The 25163-nt window shown below is 64.0% G+C and carries 25 protein-coding genes and 1 pseudogene; 22 read left to right on the top strand and 4 right to left on the bottom strand.

Annotated features, from left to right (window positions below):
* Positions 1–292 precede the first annotated feature (292 nt).
* Positions 293–661 (top strand): hypothetical protein, encoded by a 369-nt coding sequence (locus tag ACFUCV_RS02195; RefSeq protein ID WP_380811574.1) that lies wholly within the window; start codon positions 293–295, stop codon positions 659–661.
* A 115-nt stretch (positions 662–776) separates the two neighbouring features.
* On the opposite strand, the pseudogene ACFUCV_RS02190 reads toward ACFUCV_RS02195, so the two are convergent.
* Positions 777–1232, bottom strand: a pseudogene (locus ACFUCV_RS02190) (Clp protease N-terminal domain-containing protein); the annotation flags it as partial.
* A gap of 237 nt (positions 1233–1469) precedes the next feature.
* Between ACFUCV_RS02190 and ACFUCV_RS02185 the strand changes: the two are divergent.
* The 3 genes from ACFUCV_RS02185 (at position 1470) to ACFUCV_RS02175 (ending at position 4560) form a co-directional block, all read left to right on the top strand.
* Entirely contained in the window at positions 1470–1979 is a 510-nt protein-coding gene (locus ACFUCV_RS02185; protein WP_380811572.1) for a hypothetical protein, read from the top strand.
* A 1095-nt stretch (positions 1980–3074) separates the two neighbouring features.
* Positions 3075–3419: an SdpI family protein gene (locus ACFUCV_RS02180; RefSeq protein ID WP_380811570.1), complete on the top strand. Its 345-nt coding sequence runs from the start codon at positions 3075–3077 to the stop codon at positions 3417–3419.
* Between the two features lie 598 nt (positions 3420–4017).
* Positions 4018–4560 carry a hypothetical protein gene (locus ACFUCV_RS02175; protein WP_380811568.1) on the top strand — a complete coding sequence of 181 codons (543 nt, stop codon included), beginning with the start codon at positions 4018–4020 and terminating at the stop codon, positions 4558–4560.
* 594 nt (positions 4561–5154) lie between these two features.
* On the opposite strand, the gene ACFUCV_RS02170 is transcribed toward ACFUCV_RS02175, so the two are convergent.
* Both ACFUCV_RS02170 and ACFUCV_RS02165 read right to left on the bottom strand, forming a co-directional pair.
* Entirely contained in the window at positions 5155–5940 is a 786-nt protein-coding gene (locus ACFUCV_RS02170) for a formylglycine-generating enzyme family protein (RefSeq protein WP_380811566.1), read from the bottom strand.
* A gap of 187 nt (positions 5941–6127) precedes the next feature.
* Positions 6128–6733 carry an acVLRF1 family peptidyl-tRNA hydrolase gene (locus ACFUCV_RS02165; protein WP_380811564.1) on the bottom strand — a complete coding sequence of 202 codons (606 nt, stop codon included), beginning with the start codon at positions 6731–6733 and terminating at the stop codon, positions 6128–6130.
* 32 nt (positions 6734–6765) lie between these two features.
* Here ACFUCV_RS02165 and ACFUCV_RS02160 point away from each other — a divergent pair, with 32 nt between their 5' ends.
* From ACFUCV_RS02160 to nusB, 14 genes are all read left to right on the top strand, one after another.
* On the top strand, positions 6766–8244 hold the full coding sequence (locus ACFUCV_RS02160) for a replication-associated recombination protein A (protein ID WP_380811562.1): 1479 nt from the start codon (positions 6766–6768) through the stop codon (positions 8242–8244).
* Between the two features lie 225 nt (positions 8245–8469).
* The gene (gene rpsD / locus ACFUCV_RS02155; RefSeq protein ID WP_380811560.1) at positions 8470–9096 is read left to right on the top strand and encodes a 30S ribosomal protein S4; all 627 of its coding nucleotides are present in this window, start codon (positions 8470–8472) and stop codon (positions 9094–9096) included.
* 184 nt (positions 9097–9280) lie between these two features.
* Entirely contained in the window at positions 9281–9655 is a 375-nt protein-coding gene (locus ACFUCV_RS02150) for a DUF948 domain-containing protein (protein WP_380811558.1), read from the top strand.
* 47 nt (positions 9656–9702) lie between these two features.
* Positions 9703–9945, top strand: coding sequence for a hypothetical protein (locus tag ACFUCV_RS02145; RefSeq protein ID WP_380811556.1), 243 nt, complete (start codon positions 9703–9705; stop codon positions 9943–9945).
* A 105-nt stretch (positions 9946–10050) separates the two neighbouring features.
* Complete coding sequence (gene alaS, locus ACFUCV_RS02140; RefSeq protein ID WP_380811554.1) at positions 10051–12732, top strand: alanine--tRNA ligase; 2682 nt, start codon at positions 10051–10053, stop codon at positions 12730–12732.
* A gap of 8 nt (positions 12733–12740) precedes the next feature.
* Positions 12741–13331 carry a Holliday junction resolvase RuvX gene (gene ruvX / locus ACFUCV_RS02135; RefSeq protein ID WP_380811552.1) on the top strand — a complete coding sequence of 197 codons (591 nt, stop codon included), beginning with the start codon at positions 12741–12743 and terminating at the stop codon, positions 13329–13331.
* Entirely contained in the window at positions 13328–14599 is a 1272-nt protein-coding gene (gene mltG, locus ACFUCV_RS02130; protein ID WP_380811550.1) for an endolytic transglycosylase MltG, read from the top strand. Before ruvX ends, mltG begins: the two co-directional genes overlap by 4 nt.
* A complete protein-coding gene (locus ACFUCV_RS02125; protein WP_380811548.1) occupies positions 14600–15511 on the top strand; it encodes a shikimate dehydrogenase in 912 nt (303 codons plus the stop codon).
* A 5-nt stretch (positions 15512–15516) separates the two neighbouring features.
* Positions 15517–16716, top strand: coding sequence for a chorismate synthase (aroC, locus tag ACFUCV_RS02120; protein WP_380811546.1), 1200 nt, complete (start codon positions 15517–15519; stop codon positions 16714–16716).
* Positions 16716–17288: a shikimate kinase gene (locus ACFUCV_RS02115; protein ID WP_380811544.1), complete on the top strand. Its 573-nt coding sequence runs from the start codon at positions 16716–16718 to the stop codon at positions 17286–17288. Before aroC ends, ACFUCV_RS02115 begins: the two co-directional genes overlap by 1 nt.
* A 67-nt stretch (positions 17289–17355) precedes the next feature.
* Positions 17356–18429, top strand: a complete 1074-nt coding sequence (aroB, locus tag ACFUCV_RS02110) for a 3-dehydroquinate synthase (protein ID WP_380811897.1) — start codon at positions 17356–17358, stop codon at positions 18427–18429.
* A gap of 1 nt (position 18430) precedes the next feature.
* Positions 18431–18931 carry a tetratricopeptide repeat protein gene (locus ACFUCV_RS02105; RefSeq protein ID WP_380811542.1) on the top strand — a complete coding sequence of 167 codons (501 nt, stop codon included), beginning with the start codon at positions 18431–18433 and terminating at the stop codon, positions 18929–18931.
* A gap of 107 nt (positions 18932–19038) precedes the next feature.
* A complete protein-coding gene (gene efp / locus ACFUCV_RS02100) occupies positions 19039–19602 on the top strand; it encodes an elongation factor P (protein WP_380811540.1) in 564 nt (187 codons plus the stop codon).
* Positions 19602–20048: a transcription antitermination factor NusB gene (gene nusB, locus ACFUCV_RS02095; RefSeq protein ID WP_380811538.1), complete on the top strand. Its 447-nt coding sequence runs from the start codon at positions 19602–19604 to the stop codon at positions 20046–20048. The genes efp and nusB overlap by 1 nt, the downstream gene beginning before the upstream one ends.
* Positions 20049–20176: 128 nt before the next feature.
* Here nusB and ACFUCV_RS02090 read toward each other — a convergent pair whose 3' ends face one another.
* On the bottom strand, positions 20177–21553 hold the full coding sequence (locus ACFUCV_RS02090) for a PrsW family intramembrane metalloprotease (RefSeq protein ID WP_380811536.1): 1377 nt from the start codon (positions 21551–21553) through the stop codon (positions 20177–20179).
* A 147-nt stretch (positions 21554–21700) separates the two neighbouring features.
* Between ACFUCV_RS02090 and pyrR the strand changes: the two genes are divergently transcribed.
* Genes pyrR through ACFUCV_RS02070 form a run of 4 tightly spaced genes read left to right on the top strand, consistent with a single transcriptional unit; the run spans position 21701 to position 25163 of the window.
* On the top strand, positions 21701–22303 hold the full coding sequence (pyrR, locus tag ACFUCV_RS02085; protein WP_380811534.1) for a bifunctional pyr operon transcriptional regulator/uracil phosphoribosyltransferase PyrR: 603 nt from the start codon (positions 21701–21703) through the stop codon (positions 22301–22303).
* The gene (locus ACFUCV_RS02080; RefSeq protein WP_380811532.1) at positions 22300–23316 is read left to right on the top strand and encodes an aspartate carbamoyltransferase catalytic subunit; all 1017 of its coding nucleotides are present in this window, start codon (positions 22300–22302) and stop codon (positions 23314–23316) included. Before pyrR ends, ACFUCV_RS02080 begins: the two co-directional genes overlap by 4 nt.
* Positions 23313–24638, top strand: a complete 1326-nt coding sequence (locus ACFUCV_RS02075) for a dihydroorotase (RefSeq protein ID WP_380811530.1) — start codon at positions 23313–23315, stop codon at positions 24636–24638. Before ACFUCV_RS02080 ends, ACFUCV_RS02075 begins: the two co-directional genes overlap by 4 nt.
* Positions 24639–25163, top strand: coding sequence for a hypothetical protein (locus tag ACFUCV_RS02070; protein WP_380811528.1), 525 nt, complete (start codon positions 24639–24641; stop codon positions 25161–25163).

Raw genomic sequence — 25163 nt, 5'->3', positions numbered from 1 at the left:
TCGCGCCCCGTCTTCGGACAAGTCACCGGACGGATTTTGCGGGACGGTCAACATTCCTTTGAATCTAGAAGCTTCTAAATCTGCAGGTCAGGGCTGGGTGCGTACCGTTGGAGGACCGGCTTGCGGGGCGCGACCGGTTCTGTGGTGAAGAAGGATTGTTGGTCACCCAGTTTCCCAGCCCGCCCGTCTCATCAGTTTCGCTGACATCGCTGACCTAGATCCCATGACTCAACTCGTCACAATAAGACGGCCATAGGAATTACCTGCTCAAACCGTTGCTATGGTTCGGATCATGAGCATTGAAGCAGCGGCCCAAGCCGAAACTGTGTCCCTTGACGGTCTAGTATTCGCAGGAGTTGAGAACTCCGCAACCGGCGAAGTCGGGCAATCCACCACATTCACCTATCACCAGGAAGACGACGTGATTTGGGCAGAGTATTCAGGAGGTGCGGTTATCCGCGGCTATCTCGTCGGAACTCGAAACGCCGAGAAATTGAACTTTCGCTATGCGCACCTTGGTACCAACAAGGAAACCTCAACCGGAGTTTGTGAATCGGTTATCGAGGTTCTTGGTGACGGTCGGGTACGTTTCCATGAGACGTGGGCTTGGGAGTCACGTCCGGAAACCGGCAACAGCATAGTCGAAGAGCTAAAGCGGTAGCTCCTTCGAAATCAACGACGGCAGGCTCGCCCGGTGCAGAACCAGCCTGCCGTCTACGTGGTTTTTGTGGCGGGGAGAAGTTGCCCGGTGACCGTTCCATTTACGGTCAGTCCTCACCATCATCGCTATCGCCTTGATAACCGGCGAGTATGCGAATGATCTGTTGGCGGACCTTGTTCGGATCAACCCCAAGCTTCACCAATATTTGCACAGCTGCACTGTCGCCCCCGCGGATCAAACCCAACAGGATGTGCTCGGTGCCAATGTGCTTGTGTCCGAGCATCCGTGCTTCGCTACGTGAGAACTTCATCACCGACTTGGCAGGCGAAGTGAAGGGGATACTCCCATCGGAGGTCAGCTGACCTTCCTCAACGTTTGCCAACACCTGTTTCCGGACATCGCAGAGGTGCACATTCGAGGTTTCAAGTGCCTTCGCGGCAACACCGCCGCCTTCTCGAATAAGGCCAAGCAGAATGTGCTCCGTACCGAAACCGTTGTGGTTGAGTATGCGGGCTTCTTCCTGGGCCAGCACAAGAACACGCCGAGCTCGATCCGTAAGGCGCTCAAACATTTCGCCATCCTCCGGGTCTCTGCTTAGCCTGATGCTACTCAGTAACTGGCCGGCATGGGTTTTTGTCCCGCACGACGTTCGACCCGCGGGCACCAGGGGGTGACATTCAGCGTTGCGAAAAAGCCACCATTTATCGCTGCAATCCACACCGAACGCGGGAGCGACCCTCATCCTTCAGTTCAACACATCGATGAGGGTCATATACTCGAGGCACTTCCGTTGCTGAAAGGTGAGCGTATGGCTGAGTGGTTTCGCATAGAGGCCAGATCAAGACGCAACGACGTGTGGCTCGGCGTCTGCGGAGAAGGTAAGCCGAAGATCACCGGAGATCCCTGGTACATGCCTGACGGTGTCACCAGTGTCTACCCGTTCATCGTGGACTGGCGTCCTGAAGAGCTTCCGTTCCCGGTATGGCTTGCTCCCTACAACGGTGGCAAGAAGTACGGTGACCTGCTGTGGACTGGTGGGATGGCGTTGAAGATTGCCTCCCCTCGTTTCATCGGGGCACTTCGCGCCGCTGAGGTCACCGGTTACCGGACCTTCGACGTCGAGGTTCGTGACCACGCCGGCTCAACTGTCGAGGGATATACCGGCTTCGCGACCGATCCGTCCCCGGGGTCTGACATCCAGAATATCTACGGTCAGAAGGTTCAGAACTTTGTTTTCATCGCCACACAGCGTGTCGTCAAGGCATTGCACGATCACGGGGTTGACCAGCTGGAGATCAGCCCCTACACCCCCGACTGACGTCGAAGCCCTCGCGCAGGGAACGAATCGCGCGACGCCCTTCTGGACATTCGGCAATGACTTGTTAGGGGAAGCGTCGGTTTATTGTTTATCCGGCGATAACTTCGACAGAGTTTGAGCATCGGTGTGGAAGACCCTTATTGTGCGAGAAATTATTTGGGGTTGGCTTACCGCTGCGATCGGACTTGCCATCCTGGTGCTACTGGCCATTTACGGTGCCGAGCTTGGAACCTGAGTGGATGAAGCTGGGCCATTTCGTTCATCGCCACCTTCTCTAATTCTTCCCTTTGCTATCGGAGGCCTTGGTTGCGTTCTACTCGTTGGCGGCCTGATGGTAGGTTCCGCTGCAACTGCGGAACACAGACAACGTCACCCATAGATTCCACTTTGAATGACTTTCATAGCAGCACGCATGACCAGCGCTTTCCGGGAAACCCATATCTGACTATCAAATGGGGTTCACCAACGGACACAGTCCCTTCATAGTTGCCCAATGAACCGAATTGCCCGCGCCCACTCCACGTTCCGATTACGGACTGGCCCATTCCGAAACGGCCGTGTCTGTCCAACATAACGGGAACTTATCGCAGTAGTACCAAGCGGCCCGCCTGAGCCGTTATGGTGAAGCCATGATCCAACCTGCCGCTGCGACCGGATCCCGTCCGATCTGGCACAGAACCGTTGGCGCAGCAGTCGTGTCCGCAGCCTCACTGTGGCTCACCTGGACGGCCCAACAACTGCCGACGATCTGCCCCCTGCCATCTACCCGGCACCAGCCAGCTGCAGTCCGGATGCGCGCTTCAGTCCCGCAATATGGGGAACTGTTGTCATCTTCAGTCTTTTCTCTGCATTGTTAGCAGCCAGCGCCGCGATTCGACCAGAACGAAAAGTAATCGTCCTGCGATGGCTTATGGCAGCGCTGGGTGTCTCTGCAGTTGTTGTTCCCCTGTGGACTCTAGGATCGTCTGGATTCAGCCTGTAAGCAATCAGAATTCCCACTGAAGTTCCTCTTGCGGGCCCGGAATGCACATTTATGCAGGGAGCATGGCCAATTCTGATTACCTTCTCAGGATGCGATTTCCTTAGGGTAGGAGCGTGATCTTCGCCGTACTCATGCTCGTAGCCTGCTACCTGCTACTTATTCTTGTTGTCGTTCGTTGCGCTGATGGCCGCATTGGCATCAATGGGATAGCAGGAATCAGGACCCCTGCCATCATGGCGAACGAGCAGACCTGGCTTGCCGGACATCGAGCAGCGAAAAAACCGACGCTTATGGGCGCTTATACCGGCATGGCCATCACGGTGCTTGCACCATTCCTACCGAGCGAACCTCTACAGGCGACAGTCATACTGGCAGGTTGCGGCTTGCTCCTAGCTGGCGTCTTTTACGGGGCCGCCAAAGGGACAAAAGCAGCGCAACATATCTTGGGGATGGAGTAGGAGGAACTAATCTTCGCACGCCCACTGTTGAGGGGTGTCCCGCTCACCGTTCCCCTCCGGGCAGGCGGAATGTGGATAGCCAAGGATTCTGAATGTTGCTGACGGCCACGGCCAGGCCAATGACCGGTGACATGAAATCCGGATTGGTGACCTGTAGCGCTGGATCCTACATATGCGACTGGTGACACGAACTGAGAAAAGTGACGTCCAAAGCGAGAACCTACAGTAGCTGCCCACTGCGCTGCGGTGGCACTTCCGCGAGGCGATCCCCAGTGGGCGCTGGGCCCGTCGGTGGGGGCGGAAGCGCCAGCGACGATTCCGACGCGCCGCGTGCCGGAGTCAAACGCAGGCCGTTGTCTCTCCGGTCATGGTGTCCGCACCCTCCGCCAGCATCAAACTGAATGTGGCCAGCTTTCCAGGGATGGCAGCTGATCATAAGAAGGGCGCAACCCACACCGAAACTGCATTCTTCACAAGTCCCGGCCACGAATTCCCGTATTCATTTGCGCGGCCCTCCAACGGCAGCAGATGAGCCCTGCCGAAGGCCATGGGCAACCATAGCAAGCTTGTGACTACCATTGGCCACATGAGGCCATGGATGAAGAAGCATCGCGTTGTTGTTGCTTGCCTATGCGTTCTGGTCGTTTTTCTCCTTCAGCTGTCGCTTCTGACGGTTTGGCATCGAACGCTCGGACAGGCCGCACTGCATTCAGCTGTATGGACCGGATTCATGGCCCTTTGGTGGTTTGTCCCCGAAGGCATGCGAAGAAGGAAGGAACGCAAACTGGCAGCGGAAGGCCAATTCCTGGCCTATATTCGATACCCCCAAGCCCGTCCAGGATCTTTGGAATCCATCTGGGACCAAGGAATTCTCACCCCGGGTTTAGGATCGTTTCAGTTTCAGCCAGCGCTTTACGACACGCTTGAGCCCTCAGGGGGTGCAAGAACTTTCACCGTTGTGGAAGTGTCCCGGGAACTTAGGGAACTCAAGAGGCGCGATTCTGCGCACATAAGAGTTCGGGATTGCCTGGCTACGACCGTCACCACCGACTTGGAAGTCATTGACCTGGCCGCAGGTGCGGCGACGCTTCAGAAAATCATTGACCAGCTTGCCCCACCGCAACAGCCTGTCGCTTTTTAACACGTGTCCGGTGTTGAAGCAGCTGCGGGCAGTGCCAGACAGACAGTGGCACGCCACTGGATTTTCCTGACTGGAGCGGGCTGCACCCCTTTGGATTGGCCGGAAAATTATGTCACCTGGGGGCTTCCGCAGTTGCTTGCCACCGCCCCGGGCAGCCTGAATCCGCCGATCGCCGTCGGTTATTTACGGCTTGGTTGGTTGGGCGCGGGCCGCTGGGCAGCGGGACAACGCTGAACCCCTGGTAACCCGTTCCCACCTCGTACGGCCAAAGGTGGAAGCCGCCGGTCCCCACTGCCGAACAAGCTGCGGTGCAGCGTTCACAAATGGATTGCCAGGGGCGACGCGGCAACGGTGGCGTGAACAAGGGCGGTTCCGGCCAATGCACCGCCAGGGTGCATTGCGCTGCTTTGGTGCCCTTGGCTGCTCCATAAAGGATGCTGGCCAGTAGTAACGCGCAAACAAAAAGTATGGCCGCCGCCTGTAAGGGTCCACTCGGCAGGAAGGGTGCAGGCACGGCCACCATGGCCGAACAGCTGCTGTCCAAACATGGTGACCATGTCTGGCGCCCGCGGGCGGGAAATCCTGCGCAGGCACTCACCGCTGTGCGTTCACATTGCCCTGCATTGGTCGGAGTTGATTCCGCCGGGGCGTCCACCCGGAGGGCAGCATGCCAGTGATCTTTCCCCGTTCGGCATCTGCCCCGGCCGACCAGCCCTGGGCTGCCAATGCCTCGGCGAAGGCACCACGCGCCAAACGCAGGCCAAGGTCTGGATGGCTCATTCCAGGCGCGCCACCGCGACGCGTGGAAGCCCGCACACTCCATGACTTATCAGCAAAACCTCCCCCACGGAAGACCCGGTAATCGTCGTAGCGGGCCGGATCGAGCAGATTCCAGCACCATTCCCAGACGTTTCCAAGGGTGTCGTGGAGCCCGAAGGCATTGGGTAGCTTTTGGCCAACTTCCTGCGGGTGCTCCAGCCCGTCATGCGCTGTCCAAGCAATGGCGTCAAGGGGGCCATAATGTGGCCCCACTGTGCCGGCGCGGCACGCGTATTCCCATTCGGCTTCGGTGGGCAGGCGGTACCCGGAGGCGTTGGTCCGCCATGCCACCTCGCCTGCCTCGAAGATGTAGGCAGGGGAAAGTGCCTCATGCATTGACGCTGCATTGCAGAACCTGATGGCGTCCAACCAACTGATGTCCACCAGGGGTGTCGGGGAGCCGGTTTGGCTATTGCCCATCACTTGCGCGTACTGTGCGGTTGTGACGGAACTGGCGCCAATCTCGAACGGCTCCAGCTGGACCGTCCAACGGCGCTGCCGCCGTGCATCATGCAATTCCACGTAGCCTGCCGGCAGCTGACGAAGATCGAAAATAGACATTCCACCATGCTCCCATGCAGTCCCCCAGACCGGTCCGCCCACGGAGCGCGTGCAGTCTGCCTCTGAAAATGACAAAAACGCCCTGGTTCTGCCGCTGCCGCATTCAAAGGTGCCGGTCACTGGCCACCTGCCCGGGACAGCCTGCCGCCAGGTGGCACCGCCAATTTGGCGATGATGGCGTGGGCCGCTATTTTGCCGCGTCAATGACTGTGACGCGGACGGCGCAAAAGTCGGCGGCAGCCTGTTGCAGCACCTTCATGCCGGGCTCCGGCACGGCCACCGGCGCCAGACGGGGCCTGCCGCGCACGGAGGCCAGCGCGGGGGAGTCCAGGACCTTGTCCACCAGGACCTTGTCCCCGCCCGTGGCAACATACTCAAAACCCCCGCCGGCAAGGACCTTGGCCGCCTCCTGCGCTGCGCGCTGCACCAGGGCAGCTGCCTGGTCCGCGCCCCGGGAGCGCACCGATGCGCTTCCCACCTTGTGTGCCAGCAGCTTCCCCGCCGCCGCCACACCCACCGCATAGCCGCCGCGGCGTGCCAGCAACACAGCCAGACGGCGTTCCTGGGCGGCGAGGGAAGCCAGCCGTTCCAACAGATCCACTCCACGCCCTGGACGCCCGTCGTCGGGCCACGGCGGTGCCAGCAACGCCACGGTGCCGTCGTGCGTACGCACCATCACGCCGTCGTCACCGTCTTTTATGGCGGCAAGACCGCCATGGGCGGCGCAAAAGCGGCCCACCCAGGCGCCGAGGCGTTCGGCGGGGACAAAGGTGGTGCGGCGGGCAGGGTTCACGCAGCCAGACTACCGGGGGATAGCCTAGGGGGGTGAGCGACCTCTTTAGTGCCCTCCATGGCCAGGATGATGCGGACGACGCCGCCGCCCCCACCGCGGGCGGCCGGGGCTCCACCCGGCCCCGCAGTCCGTTGGCCGTGCGCATGCGTCCACGCAGCCTGTCCGAAGTGGTGGGCCAGCAGCATCTGCTCGGTCCCGGATCCCCCTTGCAGATGCTGGCTGCCGGAGGCAGCGCGGGAGGCGCGGCCGGGCCCGCATCGGTCATGCTGTGGGGGCCACCCGGAACGGGTAAAACCACCTTGGCGCATGTCATAGCGCGCGGCCCGGGGCGCAAGTTTGTGGAACTGTCGGCCATCACGGCAGGCGTCAAGGATGTGCGGCGGGTGATGGATCAGGCCCTGACCGACAGGGATCTGCATGGCCGCACCACCGTGTTGTTCCTGGACGAGATCCACCGCTTCAACAAGGCCCAGCAGGACGCGCTGCTGCCGGGGGTGGAGAACCGCTGGGTGGTGCTCATTGCCGCCACCACCGAGAACCCTTCCTTTTCCGTGGTGGCGCCGCTGCTCTCGCGCTCGCTGTTGCTGACGCTGCAACCGCTCACCAACGCGGACATCCAGGGGCTGTTGGAACGTGCCATTGTGGACCCCCGCGGACTGGACGGGCTGGTCACCGTCACCGACGAGGCCCTGGACCACCTGGTCCGGCTGGCCAGCGGGGATGCCCGCCGTGCCCTCACCACCTTGGAGGCGGCCGCCGGGGTGGCGCTGTCGGATCTTGAGTCCGGCGCAATTGGCCCTTCCGCGGACGCCGGGGAAGAATCCACCGACGACGGCGCCCCCGCGTCCGGCGGTGCCGGGCCGGCCGTGGTGGTCGACCTTGCCATTGCCGAACGCGCCATTGATGCCGCCGCCGTGCGCTACGACCGGGCCGGGGACCAGCACTACGACATCATCAGCGCCTTCATTAAATCCATGCGGGGCTCGGACGTGGACGCGGCGCTGCATTACCTGGCGCGGATGCTGGAAGCGGGGGAGGACCCGCGCTTCATCAGCCGGCGCATCATGATTGCCGCCTCCGAAGATGTGGGCATGGCGGACCCCACAGCGCTGCAGACGGCCGTGGCGGCCGCCCAGGCGGTGGCGCTCATTGGCATGCCCGAGGCCCGGCTGATTTTGGCGCAGGCAGTGGTCCACGTGGCCACGGCCCCCAAATCCAACGCCTCCTACAACGCCATCAACGCAGCGGTGGCCGATGTCAGGGCCGGCAAGGGCACCATGGTGCCGAACCCGCTGCGGGATGCGCACTATGCGGGATCCAAAGGTTTGGGACACGGCAAGGGGTACATCTACTCCCACGACGAGCCCCACTCCATCGCCAAACAGCAATATCCACCGGATGACCTGGTGGGCCGCAACTACTACCTGCCCACCCACAACGGCATGGAGCGGGACCTCGGCGTCAGGGTGGAACGGCTGCGCGCCCTGATCCGGGGCACCGGCCGGGCCTAAGGGCCCGCCCGGGCGCAGTAGCAGCCCCGGGCGGTGGTAGACTGGTGGGCGCACTGGCAAGCCCTGGCTCCATGCACATCATCACGAAGCAATTGCGGCTTTTTTGCCTGCCTTGGCGGGGATTGGTGTACATGCCCAGGTGCTGCAGCGATGGGCCGCAATAGCCCCAACTCTCCACACTGGAGGCCAGAGACCACACTTATTGCACATATTGGAAGGACACAAGTGGCTAACAACACACGTGCCCGCCGTCAGGCCCGCCTTTCGCGGTCCCTCGGCATTGCCCTGACTCCCAAGGCCGCCAAGTACCTGGAGCGCCGCCCGTACGGCCCCGGCGAGCATGGCCGCGCCCGCAAGAAGCAGGACAGCGACTATGCAGTACGCTTGCGCGAAAAGCAGCGTCTGCGCGCCCAGTACGGCATCCGCGAAGCACAGTTGACCCGTGCATTCGAAGAAGCCAAGCGCACCAAGGGCATGACCGGTGAGAACCTGGTTGAGATCCTGGAAACCCGTTTGGATGCCTTGGTTCTGCGTGCAGGCTTTGCCCGCACCACAGCACAGGCCCGCCAGCTGGTTGTGCACCGCCACATCATGGTCGACGGCGCCCGCGTGGACCGTCCGTCGTTCCGCGTTGCCGAGGGTCAGCTGATCCACGTGCACCCGCGCAGCCAGACCATGGTTCCCCTGCAGCTTGCTGCAGCCGGCGCCCACCGCGACGTGCTCCCCGCCGTCCCGGCATACTTGGATGTGAAGCTGGAGAGCCTGCAGGCCCGCCTGGTTCGCAAGCCCAAGCGTGTTGAGGTTCCCGTAACCTGTGAAGAGCAGCTGGTTGTGGAATTCTACTCACGCTAATCATTGGCGAAGTGGAGCTGCGAATCATCAAAGCTTGAAACACAAGGCAGCCCGCGGCAAACGCCGCGGGCTGTTTTGTCAGCAATTTACTTCCCCCGGTGCACTAAGGTGGCTTGGGGAATACCCAAAAGTCAGGTACATGGCAGGCAGCTGCCAATGAGCAAAGCGAAACGAGGCGGCTCGCATGAGCGGTGGCGATATTGCAGGTTTAATTGCAGCAGGCGTGTTCGCCGTGCTCGTGGCCCTTCTGGCGGTGCCCATCTTCAAGCTTGGCAAGGTGTTTGATGAAATCCGCACCACCATCAAGCAAATTGGTGACGGCACCACCCCGCTCATTGACGAGGTCACGGCCACGGTGGCCACCACCAATACCCAGCTGAACAAGGTCGATGGCATTTCCAACAACGTCTCCGACGCCACGGCAAACATCTCAGCTCTTTCGGCCCTGATCGCGGCAACCATTGGTTCCCCGCTGATCAAGGTGGCAGCCTTCTCCTACGGGGTCCGCCAGGCGTTGGAGGGCCGCAGCAAGCCCCGCCGTGCCAGGCGCAGCCGCTGAGACGCAGCTGTTTTTCAAGCATTCACCATCCACAAAGGACATAAGTGATGAAGAAGATCTTTTGGCTGGGCGTGGGCATCACCCTTGGAGTGGTGGCGGCCCGCAAAATTTCCGCAGCCCGGGGCGCCATTGGCCCTGACGGCCTCAACCGTGCCGTGGGACGTGCCAGTGACGCGGTCCACGACTTTGCCGATGCCCTGCGCGAGAACATGGACCAGCGCGAATCCGAGTTGCGGGTGGCGTTGGGCGTGGACCAGCAGCAGCCTGGCGGGCGCCACCAGGCGCAGTAGAAACACCACACGAAGAAGAATCCTTGGCCCGCCCACGCGGCGGAACCACTGCACGGGCAGGCCCCACGGCCGCCGGCAACAACTATTGAAGGAGCCACCAGGCTAATGAAATCCCATGACATTGCACGCCGCTGGATAGATTTTTTTGCCAGCAAGGGACATACCCCCGTGCCGTCAGCCTCCCTGGTGTCAACTGATCCGTCGCTGCTGTTCACCGTGGCCGGCATGGTTCCCTTCATTCCCTACCTGACGGCCCGCGAAGTCCCGCCCTACAAGAGGGCCACCAGCGTGCAAAAGTGCATCCGCACCGGAGACATTGACGAGGTGGGCAAGACTGTCCGCCACGGCACCTTCTTCCAAATGTGCGGCAACTTCTCCTTCGGCGACTACTTCAAGGAAACCGCCATCCCCTACGCCTGGGAACTGCTCACCACGCCCGTGGCCGAGGGCGGATTCGGCCTGCCCGTGGACCGCCTCTGGGTCACCGTGTACAAGGAGGATGACGAGGCGCTGGCCATTTGGCGTGACAAGGTGGGCGTCAGCGTTGACCGGATCCAGCGCATTGGCAAGGAGGACAACTACTGGTCCACCGGCCAGCCGGGGCCGGCGGGGCCCTGCTCGGAAATCTTCTACGACCGCGGCGCCGAATACGGCATTGACGGCGGCCCCGTTGCCGACGAGACCCGCTACATTGAAATCTGGAACCTGGTGTTCATGCAGTACCAGATTGACAATGTCCGCTCCAAGGTGGACTTCGATGTGGTCGGCGAGCTGCCGAACAAGAACATTGACACCGGCCTGGGCCTGGAACGTCTTGCCATGATCCTGCAGGGCGTGGAGAACATGTATGAGACGGACCAGGTCCGTCCCGTGCTGGACAAGGCCGCCGAGCTGTCCGGGAAGAGCTACACCTCCACCGAGGACCCCGCGGATGCGCACCACACCGATGATGTGCGCATGCGCGTGGTGGCCGACCACATCCGCTCCTCCCTGATGCTCATTTCCGACGGCGTCACCCCCTCCAATGAGGGCCGCGGCTATGTGCTGCGCCGCCTGATCCGCCGTGCCGTGCGCGCCATGCGCCTGTTGGGCGTGGAAACGGCTGTGCTCCCCGAGCTCATGCCGGTTTCCCGCGACGCCATGAAGGGCGCCTACCCGGTCGTGGCGGAAGACTTTGCCCGGATTTCGCGCATTGCCTACGCCGAGGAAAAGTCCTTCCTGCGCACCATTGCCAGCGGAACCGCCCGTCTGGAGGAAGCGGTGCTGGAATCCAAGGCGGCCAACACCCCGCTCTCCGGCGCCGAAGCCTTTGCCCTGCACGACACCTACGGCTTCCCCATTGACCTGACCTTGGAAATGGCCGGCGAGGCGGGCCTTGCCGTGGATGAGGCCGGCTTCCGCTCCCTCATGCTGGAGCAGCGCCAACGCGCCCAAAAGGACGCGAAAGCCAAAAAGAGCGGCCACGCCGACCTGTCCGTGTTCCATGAACTGCTGGCCCAAAGCGAAACCGTCTTCACCGGCTACACCGAGCTGGAAGGTGAAGGCCGCGTCCGCGCGATCCTCGCCAACGGTGCAGCGGTGGACCACGCCGCCACCGGGGATGAAATTTCCCTGGTTCTGGACGCCACCCCGTTTTATGCCGAAGCCGGCGGGCAGGCCGCGGACACCGGGCTGATCACGGGCGACGGCTTTGTGGTGGAGGTCCTGGATGTCCAGCGCCCCGTCAAGGGCCTGAGCGTGCACAAGGCCATTGTGCGCGAAGGGGAGCTGCCGGCGGATGCGCTGGTGCGTGCCGCCGTCGACCGGGAACGCCGGCACGCCGCCGAGCAGGCGCACACCGGCACGCACATTGTGCATGCAGCCCTCCACCAGATCCTGGGCCCGGAGGCGCTGCAGCGCGGTTCCTTCAACAAGGCCGGCTACCTGCGCTTCGACTTCTCCTGGGGCGAGGGCCTGAGCCCGGCCACGCGCTCGGAAATTGAGGAAGTGGCCAACATTGCCATCCGCAACAACTACCGCGTGGACACCAAAATCATGGACCTGGACGCTGCCAAGGCCCTGGGCGCCATGGCCTTGTTTGGGGAAAATTACGGCTCCGAGGTCCGTGTGGTGGAGATCGACGGCGCCTGGTCGCGGGAGCTGTGCGGCGGCACCCACGTCGACAGCACCTCGCGCATCGGCTCGCTGACCCTGCTGGGGGAGCAGTCGGTGGGCTCCGGAAACCGCCGCGTGGAAGCCTTCGTGGGCATGGACGCCTTCCGCCACCAGGCCGCCGAGCGTGCCCTGGTGAGCGAACTCACCGACATGCTCAAGGTCCCCGCCAACCTGCTGCAGGAGCGCGTGGCAGCCACGCTCAGCAAGCTCAAGAACGCCGAAAAAGAGCTTGAGCGTCTGCGCCGGGCCCAGCTCAGCGCCGCCGCCGCCACCCTGGTGGGCACCGCGGTGGACGCCAATGGCGTCCGGCTCATCGCCCACGACGCCGGCGAGGTCGCTGGCGCCGATGAGCTGCGCGGACTTGCCCTGGACCTTCGCAACCGGCTGGGCTCAGCGGCCTCGGTGGTGGCGGCAGCCGGCGTCAGCAATGCCCGCCCCGTCATTCTGGTTGTCACGAACGAGGCCGCCCGGGAGGCGGGCATCAAGGCCGGCAATCTGGTCAAGCTGGCCTCCGGAATCCTTGGCGGCGGCGGCGGCGGCAAGCCCGACATGGCCCAGGGCGGCGGCTCCGACGCGAACGCCGTGGGCGCGGCCTTGGCAGCCGTCCACGACGCCGTGGCCCGCCGGGCTTAGGGGCCTGGATGTCGGAGGCAAGTTACCCGCAGGGAGTCAAACTGGGCGTGGACGTGGGCATGGTCCGCGTTGGCCTGGCCTGCTGCGACGCCGGCGGAATTCTGGCCACTCCCGTGAAGACCCTGAGCCGGGATGTGAAGAAGAACAGCGATGTGAAGGTTGTTCTGAAGGAGGCGCTGGCCCGCCAGGCGTGCCAAATTTTCGTTGGCCTGCCCCGCACCATGAAGGGCGAGGAGAAAGCTTCGGCCCAGATGGCCCGCAGCTACGCCGCCGTCCTGGCCACCCTGCTCGCCGAGGCCGGACTTGACATCCCGGTGCACTTGATCGATGAGCGCCTGACCACCGTCAGCGCCCACCAGTCACTGCATCAAGCTGGCATGAGCAGCCGCGAACACCGTAAGGTGGTGGATCAGGTGGCTGCCGTGGAAATACTGCAGCACGCCCTTGACATGCAAAAGGCACGCAACGCAAATGTCGGCGAACGTGTGCGCGTACCCAACCCGGATGGTATGGGGAATCCCGGGTCCATTGAACACGAAGAGGTTTCCACCATTTCCACACCAACAGCTGTGCCGGGCGAGAAGGCGCATAGACCATGAGCGAAACTTTCCGCGGCCAGCACCCCGACCACGACGGCACGCCCCCCGAGAAGCCTGACTTTGAGCCGGCCCATCCGGAGCCTGTGGACTATTACGATGCGCACCATGAGCAGGCCTATGAAGGCGGGCAGTATGTGCCGGCCGAGGAGTCCTTTCTCGAACGCCACGAAGACCTTCCCAGCCGGCGCAGCAGCCGGGTGTCCAAGCGCGTGCGCAAACGCCGCCGCAGCCTTGCCTTCCTTGTCATCTTCGTGGCTTTTTGCGCTGTGGTTTTCTTCGTGGTGCAAATGGTGCGCCCCATGCTCGGCGGCTTCCAGGTGGCCGACTATCCCGGTCCCGGCACCGGTGAGGTTGAAGTGGTGGTGGGGGCAGGTGCCACCGGCCGCATTGTGGCCACCGAACTGAAGTCCCTGGACGTGGTTGCCAGTGAAAAGGCCTTTTTGGAGGCGCTCAACGAAGCCGGCGGAACAGGCTCCATCCAGCCCGGAACGTTTTCCATGAAATCCCAAATGAAGGCCTCCGACGCCGTCAGTGTGCTGTTGGCCGTCAGCGACGACAAGGTCCACTACGCCGCCGTCGCCCAGAACCTGCGCATCAACGAGGTTTTGGACCTGCTGGCCAAGAGCACGGGCCTGCCCCGTGCGGACTTTCAGGCACTGGCCAACGATCCACAGGAATTCGACCTTCCCGCCCAGGCCAAAAACCTGGAGGGCTATTTGGCGCCCGGTGAGTACCGTTTCCCCATTGAACTCGACGCCAAGGGCGTGCTGACCCAGATGGTGGACTTGACCAAAAAGGCCCTCACGGATGCGCAGGTGACGGACCCGGCCGAACAGTACCGGGTGCTGACCATTGCCAGCATCATTGAATTTGAGGGCAACGAGGCCAATTACGCCAAGATTTCCGGCGCCATTGAAAACCGGATCAACAACCCCAACGCCGAGACCCGCGGCTTCCTGGAATCAGATGCCACGGTGGTGTACGGACTGGGCATCAAGTCCTACGAGTTCACGCCGGCACAGCGGGCCGACAAGTCCAACCCGTACAACACCTTCGCCAATCCCGGACTTCCCGTGGGGCCCATCGGCTCGCCCGGCAGCAAGGCCATTGTGGCCGCCGCGCAGCCCGAATCCAACCCCTACTACTTCTGGGTCACGGTGGACTTGAAGACCGGCGAGACGCTCTTTGCCACAAGCTACGCCGAACACCAGGCCAATGTGGCCAAGTACAGCGCCTGGTGCCAGGCAAATGCGGGGGAGTGCAAGTAAGTGGAGAAACTGCTCAAGGGGGCAGTGCTGGGACACCCCATTGGGCATTCCAAGTCACCGGCCCTGCACCGTGCCGCCTACAAGCTCCTGGGCGCCAGCTATGACTACACCGCCCTGGACGTGCAGTTGCCCCAGCTGGCCCAGCTGCTTCAGCAGGTGCGCAGCGACGGGCAGTGGTACGGGCTGTCGGTGACCATGCCACTGAAAAACGAGGCCTTTGCGCTGGTGGACGACCACACGGAAACCGCTGCCGCGCTCGGCGCCGTCAACACCATTGTCTGTTCCACCGACGACGCCGGGAACATTCGGCTGCTGGGTGAGAACACCGACGTGCCGGGCATCGCCAATGCGCTGCGCCATGCGGGGGTCAGGGAACGGCCCCGCGCCGCGATCCTGGGCGGCGGGGGCACAGCCGTTGCCGCGGCGGCCGCCCTGGCGCAGCTGGAGGCCGTGCACACCACCGCTTTTGTGCGCACGGAGTCCAAGGGTGGTGACGTCCTTGCGGTGGCACGCCGGTGGGGCGGCACAGCGGAGGTGGCGCCCTTTGCCGGGGCCGCCGCGGCCCTGGCCGGATTCGATGTGGTCATTTCCACCCTGCCCCCGCATGCTGCGGACAAGCTGGCCGCGGAACTTGCCCGCCGGGCAGTGGGCGTGAACGGCGCGCTGTTGCTGGATGTGGCCTACGACCCTTGGCCCAGTGCCCTGGCGCGGGCCTGGGAAGCGTGCGGCGGCGTGGTGGTGGCGGGCATTGAAATGCTGCTGTACCAGGGTGTGGAGCAGGTCAAATTATTTGCCGGCGCCGGAGGGTACGGCCCGGCGGTGGCAGAACAGGAAGGGGACGTCATCAATGTGATGTGCGATGCACTTGGCATTGATCGGCGGCTTCCCCACGAGCAGAACATGGCAGGATAGAGAGTATGTTGCGTTGGTTGACAGCCGGAGAGTCACATGGCCCGGCACTCGTGGGAATTATTGAAGGCGTCCCTGCCGGTGTGGAGCTCACAAGCGCCCACATCCAGGACGCACTGGCGCGCCGCCGGCTCGGTTACGGCCGTGGCGCGCGCATGAAATTCGAGCAGGACGTGGTGACCATTTTGGGTGGCGTGCGCCATGGCCTGACCCAGGGTGGCCCGGTGGCCATCCAGATCGCCAATTCCGAATGGCCCAAATGGGAAGCCATCATGTCAGCTGACCCGGTTGACGCCGAAGAACTGGCAGGCCAGGCCCGCAACGCCCCGCTGACCCGCCCGCGTCCGGGACATGCCGACTTCACGGGCATGCAGAAGTATGCGTTCCACGAGGCCCGTCCCGTCTTGGAACGTGCCAGCGCCCGCGAAACCGCCACCCGTGTGGCCCTGGGCGTTGTGGCCGCGCAGATGCTGTCCGCGGTCGGCGTCGAGCTGCTCAGCCACACCGTCCAGATTGCCGGAATCGCCTCACCGGAGACAGCCGCGCTGCCGGTCTTTGCCGATGTTGCCGCCCTCGACGCCGATCCGCTGCGCTGCTTCGACGCGGCCACTTCCGCAGCCATGGTTGAAGAGGTTGACACCGCCCAAAAACAAGGTGAAACCCTGGGCGGCGTGGTGGAGGTGCTGGCCTACCAGCTGCCGCCTGGACTGGGCAGCTATGTGCACTGGGACCGCCGGCTGGATTCACGCCTCGCTGGTGCCTTGATGGGCATCCAGGCCATCAAGGGTGTGGAAGTGGGTGACGGCTTTGCCACAGCCGCCCGCCGCGGCTCCGCTGCGCACGATGAAATTGTGCGGGACGAATCCGGCCGCATCATCCGCGCCTCCAACCGCGCAGGCGGCATTGAGGGCGGCATGAGCATTGGCGGCCTGCTGCGGGTGCGGGCCGCCATGAAGCCCATTGCCACCGTGCCCAGGGCGCTGCGGACCATTGACGTGGCCACCGGGGAGAGTGCCAAGGCCCACCACCAGCGTTCGGACGTGTGTGCCGTGCCGGCCGCCGGCGTGGTGGCCGAGGCCATGACGGCACTGGTGCTGGCCGAGGCCCTGCTGGAAAAGTTTGGCGGCGATTCCATGGCCGAAACCAAACGCAACATGGACAGCTACCTGGCAGCCATTCCTGCGAATTTGGATACGCTGGGGCGCTGATGACCACGGGCAGGGAACCGGCCGGGGCGCCGGACTTCACGCCCCGCCGCCCCATTGTCATGGTTGGTCCAATGGCCGTGGGCAAATCAGTCATTGGTGCTGAGCTGGCCCGTGTGCTGAAGCTGGACTTTATTGATTCGGACCACAAGATTGTGGCCAAACACGGTCCGGTGCCCCGCATTTTTGCAGCCAAGGGCGAACACCACTTCCGCCAGTTGGAGGCCCGGGCCATTGCCGACGTCCTCGATGCCCCGCAGCCCAGGTTGCTGGTGCTGTCACTGGGGGGCGGGGCGGTGTTGGACTCCGGCACCCAGCAGCTGCTGGCCAAGGCCACGGTGGTGTATTTGCAGGCGGAGATCGACACCGTCAAGGAACGCATCACGCGCAACACCAACCGGCCGCTGCTTGCCGCGGATCCCGTGGCCACCTGGCAGCGCCTGACGGCGCTGCGTGGCCCCGTGTACTCGCGTTTGGCGGACATCACAGTGGATGTAGGCCACAAAAGCGTGCCGCAACTCGTTGAATTGCTCCTTGGCCTTTTGGCTGAAGAATCAAGAAAAGAGAACCCATAAAGTGAACACCCCCGCCACTTCGGAAACTTCGAAAACCCCCGGCAATGCTCAGCCCACACCCCATACGGTGATCAAGGTGAGCGGTTCGGCCCCGCAGGACAACTACGACGTCGTGGTGGGCCGCGGGCTGCTGTCCCGGCTGCCGGGACTGCTCGGGGAGCGCGTCAAACGGGTTTTGGTCATCCACCCCCGTGCCCTGCGCCTGACCGGCGACGCGGTGCGGGACGATTTGGAGGCGGCCGGGTTCACGGCGCTGACGGCTGAAATCCCCGATGCCGAGGAAGGCAAGCACATCCAGGTCGCGTCCTTCTGCTGGGAAGTGCTGGGCAAAAACGACTTCACCCGCTCCGACGCCATTGTCACCGTGGGAGGAGGCGCAGTCTCCGATGTGGGCGGCTTTGTGGCCGCCACTTGGCTGCGCGGGGTGAAGGTGGTGCACATGCCCACCTCGCTGCTGGGCATGGTGGACGCCGCCGTGGGCGGCAAGACGGGAATCAACACCCCCGAGGGCAAAAACCTGGTGGGCTCCTTCCACCCCCCGGCCGGGGTCCTGGTGGATTTGGACACCCTGGCCACGCTGCCGCCCAATGAACTCATCTCCGGCATGGCCGAGGTCATTAAGTGCGGCTTCATTGCCGATCCCGTGATCCTTGACCTCATTGAGGCCAATCCGGAGGCCGTGCGGGATTCCACCTCGGCGGTCCTCCGTGAACTCATTGAACGGGCCATTGCCGTGAAGGCCGCCGTGGTCTCCGCGGACCTGAAGGAGGCCGGACAGCGGGAGTTCCTCAATTACGGCCACACCCTGGGCCACGCCATTGAACTGACCGAACGGTATTCCTGGCGCCACGGCGCGGCGGTGTCCGTGGGCATGATGTTTGCCGCCGAACTGGCCCGCAGTGTGGGCCGGCTCAGCGACGCCGACGCCGACCGCCACCGCAGCATCCTTGAGCTGCTGGGCTTGCCGTTGACGTACCGCCGCGACCGCTGGCAGGCGCTGCTCGATGGCATGAAGCGGGATAAAAAGACCCGCGGGGACCTGCTGCGCTTCGTGGTCCTGGACGGCATTGGCAGGCCCAGCATCCTGGACGTGCCCGATCCTTCCCTGCTGTTTGCCGCCTACCAGGAAATTGCCTCCTAGCATGGGTTTGAAGGACTGGCCCTCCGCGGGCTTCCCAGGCACGGCAGTGAACCCGGAGACGCTGCTGCCGGAAGTGGTCGATGAAGAGGCCTGCAGTGCAGCCCTGGCGCAGTCGAACGACGCCGGGGACCACATCTTTGTGCTGTTGGCCCGCGGGCAGGTGGGGGAGGCCGCCGATGCCGCGGCCAATGCCCGCCTGGCGGATCCGGAATCCATCCGGCTGCAGGTCCTGGATGCTGAAATCCTGCGTGCCACTAAGAACTATGACCGGGCCGAACGGGTGTTGCGCGGCCTGCTCCCGGCAGTGGCGGGCACACCCCAGGAGCCTTGGCTGTTCCAGCAGTTGGGGAAGGTGCATTTCAGCAATGGACAGTTTGAGGCCGCCGCCAAGAACTTTGCCACCTCCTTGGAAATTCGGGTGGCCTCCGGGTCCGACGCGACGGCAATCTACTCCGCCACCGTGTCCCTCAAACGTGCCCTGGACCTGGCCGAGAGGGAATGAGCCGGCGGATCCCGCCGCCAGTGGCACACATCATGCCGTCCTCCTTGGCTGGGTGCGGTAGTATGGTCAATGGATTTTTGATAACACTTATACGCTAAGAGGCTATTGTGGCAACCACCAACGACATTAAGAACGGCACCGTTCTCAAGCTTGAAGGACAGCTCTGGAACATCATCGAGTTCCAGCACGTCAAGCCGGGCAAGGGCGGCGCGTTTGTTCGTACCAAGATGCGCAACATCCTCTCGGGCAAGGTGGTGGACAAGACCTTCAACGCCGGCCTGAAGATTGAGACGGCCACCGTTGACCGCTCCGACTTCCAGTACCTGTACCAGGACGGTGAAGACTTTGTGTTCATGGATCTGGACAACTATGACCAGCTCACCGTCTCGGGCAAGACCGTTGGTGACGCCACCAACTTCATGCTGGAAAACCTCACGGTGACCATTGCCCTGCACGAGGGCAACCCGCTGTACATTGAACTGCCGCCGTCGGTGCAGCTGCGCATCACCTACACCGAACCCGGCCTGCAGGGCGACCGCTCCTCCGCCGGCACCAAGCCCGCAACAGTGGAGACCGGCTACGAGATCCAGGTGCCCCTGTTCGTGGAGAACAACACCCTGGTCAAGGTCGACACCCGCGACGGCAGCTACCTGGGACGTGTCAGCGAGTAGTGGCAAGCAGTCAAGACAGCCCCACGGGCAAAACCAATTCGGCGCGCAGCAAGGCCCGCCGCCGCGCACTGGAGATCCTGTTTGAAGCCGAGCAGCGCGAGGTCACTGCCATGTCTGCATTGACGGCGCGCCGCGAAAAAATGGACCAGGTCATCAACCCCTACACCGTTGAGCTGGTCCAGGGCGTCACGGCCATGGTCGAGCAAATTGACGAGTACCTGCAGACCTATTCCCAGGGCTGGACGCTGGAGCGCATGCCCGCTGTGGACCGCATCATCCTGCGGATGGGCTCCTGGGAGCTGTTGTACAACGACGATGTTCCCGACGCCGTGGCCGTCAGCGAGGCCGTGGAATTGGCCAAGATGCTTTCCACCGACGATTCCCCGCAGTTCGTCAACGGACTTTTGGGACGCCTGCAGCAAATGAAGCCCAGTCTGCTGGCCTAGCACGCACCCACACCCTGGTGGCCCGTGGCGGAATCCTTTTCCCGCCGCGGGCCACCTTTGTGTCCGGCCCGCGCCCGCGCCCGCGCCCGACCCGGCCCGCACCCGGCCCGGCCCGCACCCGACCGGGCCTAGGGCTGGTGCGGGGGCTGCCGGTGCTGCATCCCCTGCTCCGGCTGCCAGAGCCGGGCCTGCTGGCGCTGCTGTGCCTGCCACAGCGCCGCGCCATGCCTGCGCAGCAGCTCGGTGCGCACTGCCGTGATCCTGTGCAGCAGCCTCAACTCCTGCTCCTGCCCGCGCGCAAACCGTCCGGCGCCACCCACGCCGCCGCGGGAGTCCACCAACAGCCTTTGGCGGGTGAAGGCCAGCCGCGTTGCCAGGCGAATGAACTCCTTCATCAACGCCCCGGCCGCGAAGGTCTTGGACCAGTGCAGCGCCCTGCGGCGGCCGGCCCCGGTGGCCAGCATGGGCACCTCCTGCGGGGTGAACCAGCCCGAGGGCACGTATTCTGCCAGCCGCCGGCGGGTCAGCTTCGCCTCGGAACGGCGCAGGAAGACAATCCCCACAATGAACACCACAAACAGGGGCACCTGCAGCACCACGTACACCACAAAGAAATTGGCACCCAGGAACGAAGTCCCGTTCCACAGCCCGTGCAGGGCCATGGCTGGAACCATCCCCACCAGCCACGCGCCCAGGACCATGAGGGTGCCGCCATTGCGTGCCGCCCATCCCACGCACAGGCCCAGGGTGGCCGTGAACATGACGTGGGCGAAGGGGGACATGATCCCGCGCAGCAGGAAGATCCCCACCAGGCCGTTCACCGCGCCGTCGGCCTCGTTCAGGGCCTGTCCAAAATACAAAATGTTCTCCGTGAAGGCGAAGCCGGCGGCAATGATGCCCGCATACACCACCCCGTCAATGGGGCCGTCAAAGGTGCGCCGGCGCAGAAAGAACAGCAGCAGCAGTCCTGCACCCTTGCACAGTTCCTCCACCAGCGGCGCCTGCACCACCGCGCCCACCATGTCGGCGTCGGCCTGGCCGCTGCCGTTCATCAGCAGCGGCTGGACCCAGCTGCCAATGACCAAGGTGGTGATTACCGCCATGCCCGCACCCCAGCAGAACCCCAGCACCATGGCCGAAAGTGGTTCCGGTTCCCACTTGTCAATCCACCGCAGCGTCAGCACGCAAATGCCCAGCGGCAGCAGTGCCAGGGCGCCGCAGATCAAAAAGACGTTGGCACCAATGGACACGGCAAAAAAGGCCAGCGTGACCACTGCCACAAGAGAGAACACGCACAGCAAAATGATGTTCGCGGCCTTGAGCCCCGCGCGCCGGCCTTTGCCCTGGGCGGGGGCCGGATGCGCCCAATATTCCGGGCCCTGTCCCGGGCTCTGCGGACCCTGGACGTGTGCGGGCGCCAACTGCTGCACGGGCGCCTGGGCATAGTGCGGCTGTTGTTGGGGTGCGCCGGCTGCGGGTTCTGGCCTCTGGCCGGGTTCGTTCATGCCTTAAACACTAGGGCCACCGCCGGCCGGCACCAAGGACAGCCGCGCCCACGGCGCACCCGGTCCTGGCCCTATGGTATTTTTTAGGTGTACGCATTCAACCTTTTAATTCCGTCCTGTGAGGCGGGGAAAGGGGACGCGAGAAAAATGCAGCACCCCTCCGCAGCGTCCGGGGACGGCCAGCCGACCCCACAGCCAGTCTCCCGCGTGGTTCTCAGCGCAGCAGACATTGACCGGGCTTTGACCCGCATCGCCTACGAAATCCTGGAAGCCAACAAGGGCGCCGAAAACCTTTTGCTGGTGGGCATTCCCCGCCGCGGCTTCCCCCTGGCCCAACGCCTGGCCGCAAAACTTGCCGCCGGCGATCCGGGGCTGGACCCGGCGGCCATTGTGGGCCAGCTGGACGTCACCATGTACCGCGACGACCTGGCCCACCACCCCACCCGCACCCCGGAACGCACCCAGCTGCCCGCGGCCGGCATTGACGGCAAAATCATTGTCCTGGTGGACGATGTGCTGTACTCCGGGCGCACCATCCGGGCGGCACTTGACGCCCTCGTCGATCTGGGCCGGCCACGGGCCGTGCGCCTGGCGGTCCTGGTGGACCGCGGGCACCGCGAACTGCCCATCCGCGCCGACCATGTGGGCAAAAACCTCCCCACCTCCTCCAGTGAAAGGGTGCGTGTGCGCCTGCATGAAATTGATGGTGCCACGGTGCCCGAGCAGGTAGTCATTGAGGCCGGCGCATGAGGCATCTGCTGTCCACTGAACAGCTCAGCAGCGAAAACGCCATTCAAATCCTTGACACCGCCCAGGAAATGTCCGCCGTGGGGGAGCGGGAAATCAAGAAGCTCCCGGCACTGCGGGGCCGCACCGTGGTGAACCTGTTCTTTGAGGACTCCACCCGCACCCGCATCTCCTTTGAGGCGGCCGCGAAACGGCTTTCCGCCGACGTCATCAATTTCAGCGCCAAGGGCTCCTCCGTCTCCAAGGGCGAATCCCTGAAAGACACGGCCCAGACCTTGGAAGCCATGAGTGCCGACGCCGTGGTCATCAGGCACTGGGCTTCCGGCGCGCCGGCGCAGCTGGCCAACTCCGGCTGGATTGATGCCGCAGTGATCAATGCCGGCGACGGCACCCACGCCCACCCCACCCAGGCCCTGCTCGACGCCTTCACCATGCGCGCGCACTGGGCCAGGCTCCAGGGCACGCCCTCGGTGGGGGCCGACCTGGCAGGGATGCGCGTCATCATTGCCGGGGATGTGCTGCATTCCCGGGTGGCCCGCTCCAACGTCTGGCTGCTGCACACCCTGGGCGCCCAGGTGACGCTGGTGGCCCCGCCCACCCTGCTTCCTGTCGGCGTCGAACACTGGCCGTGCGCGGTCAGCTATGACCTGGACGCGGCGCTGGAGGCAGGGGTGGACGCCGTGATGATGCTGCGGGTGCAGGCCGAACGGATGAACGCCTCCTTCTTTCCCTCCGCCCGCGAGTATGCCCGCCGCTGGGGCTTCGACGACGCCAGGCTGGCCAAGCTCGATGCCCTGCAGCTCAAGGACACCATCATCATGCACCCGGGCCCCATGAACCGCGGTTTGGAAATATCCTCCGCAGCCGCCGACTCGCCGCGCTCCACCATTTTGGCCCAGGTGCGCAACGGTGTTTCAGTCCGCATGGCAGCTTTGTACCTGCTGTTGTCAGGGGATCTGCGCGATCCCGCACCCACCACTTTTTCCGCCGCCACGCCAGCAAAGGACCTTCCATGACTTCCGCGAGTTACTTAATCCGCTCCGCGTCCCTGCTGGGCGCCACCACGGCGGACATCCTGATCCGTGGGGGCATCATTGCCGCGGTGGGCCCCGAACTGCCCGCCGACGCCACCGAAGGCGCCACCGTCATTGAGGCCGCAGGCTGGGTGGCACTGCCGGGCATGGTGGATTTGCACACCCACCTGCGCGAACCCGGCCGCGAGGACGCCGAAACGGTGGAGACCGGCACCCGCGCCGCCGCCCTGGGCGGCTTCACGGCCGTGCACGCCATGGCCAACAGCTCGCCCGTTGCCGACACCGCCGGCGTGGTGGAGCAGGTCCACAGCCTGGGGATCGAGTCCGGCTGGGTGGATGTGCGCCCTGTCGGCGCGGTGACCGTGGGGTTGGCCGGCAAGCAGCTGGCGGAACTTGGCGCGATGGCCGATTCCCGCGCCCGCGTCCGGGTCTTTTCCGACGACGGCATCTGCGTCAGCGATCCCGTCATGATGCGCCGGGCGCTGGAATACGTCAAGGCGTTCGACGGCGTGATTGCCCAGCACGCGCAGGAGCCCCGCCTGACCGAGGGCGCGCAAATGAACGAGGGTGCGGTGTCGGCGGATTTGGGCCTCACCGGCTGGCCGGCGGTTGCCGAGGAATCCATCATTGCCCGCGACGTGCTGCTGGCCCAGCACGTGGGCTCGCGCCTGCACGTGTGTCACGTGTCCACGGCCGGTTCGGTGGAGATCATCCGCTGGGCCAAGGAGCGCGGCATTGCCGTCACCGCCGAGGTCACCCCGCACCACCTGCTCTTGACCGAGGAACTGGTCCGCAGCTACAACCCCGTGTACAAAGTCAACCCGCCGCTGCGTGCCGACGCCGATGTGCATGCCCTGCGCGCGGCCCTGGCCGACGGGACCATTGACATTGTGGGCACCGACCACGCCCCGCACCCCAGCGAGGCCAAGGAATGCGAATGGGCTTCGGCAGCCATGGGCATGACAGGGCTGGAAACAGCGCTGTCAGTGGTGCAGGAAACCATGATCGAGACCGGATTGATGGGCTGGGCCGACTTTGCCCGCGTCACCTCCACCGCCCCGGCCGGCATTGGCCAACTCCCTGACCAGGGCCGTCCCCTGGAAGTGGGGGAGCCGGCCAACATTGTGCTGGTGGACCCCGCGGCGCGCTGGAACGTGGACCCGCATGCCATGGCCACCAAGGGACGCAATTCACCCTTCGCCGGGCTGCAGCTGCCGGGACGGGTCCAGGCCACGTTCTTCCGCGGCCACCCCACCGTGCTGGATGCGAAGCTGCACAGCCCCTACCGTGCGGGCGTGAACTAAATGGACGAGCGGATCCTGCCGGGCCTGCTCACCCTGGCCGTCATAGCGGTGGTTTTCGCCCTGATGTGGTGGGGCTGGCGCGGCCGGCTCAAACGCCAGGGCACCCTGGGCGGGCTTCCTGCCGTCCCGGCGGATTTGAGCCCCGCGGCGCTGAGCGTTCCGGGCCAGTATGTGGTGACCACCGCCGCCGGGGACTGGCTGGAGCGCATGGCGGTGCACGGCCTCGGAGTGCGCACCCCGGCCACCGTGCACGTGCATGCCGATGCCGTGTTGATTGAGCGCCGCGGCGCCCCGGACCTCTTCATTGCCCAGGGGGCGCTGACGGAAATCACCACCCAGGCCGGAATGGCCGGTAAATTTGTGGAGCAGGACGGTTTGGTGGTGATTGGCTGGACGCTGGGGAGCACCGCCGTCGACACCGGCTTCCGAACCACCGAGGCAGGCGCCAAGCGTCCGCTTCTTGAAGCTTTGCAGGCATTGCTGCCCCAGGGCAGCGACACAGACAGCAATGGAAAGAACAGTTGA

The sequence above is a fragment of the Specibacter sp. NPDC057265 genome, assembly GCF_042668835.1.
Taxonomy (GTDB): domain Bacteria; phylum Actinomycetota; class Actinomycetes; order Actinomycetales; family Micrococcaceae; genus Specibacter.
This window is presented reverse-complemented; position numbering and strand designations above follow the sequence as displayed.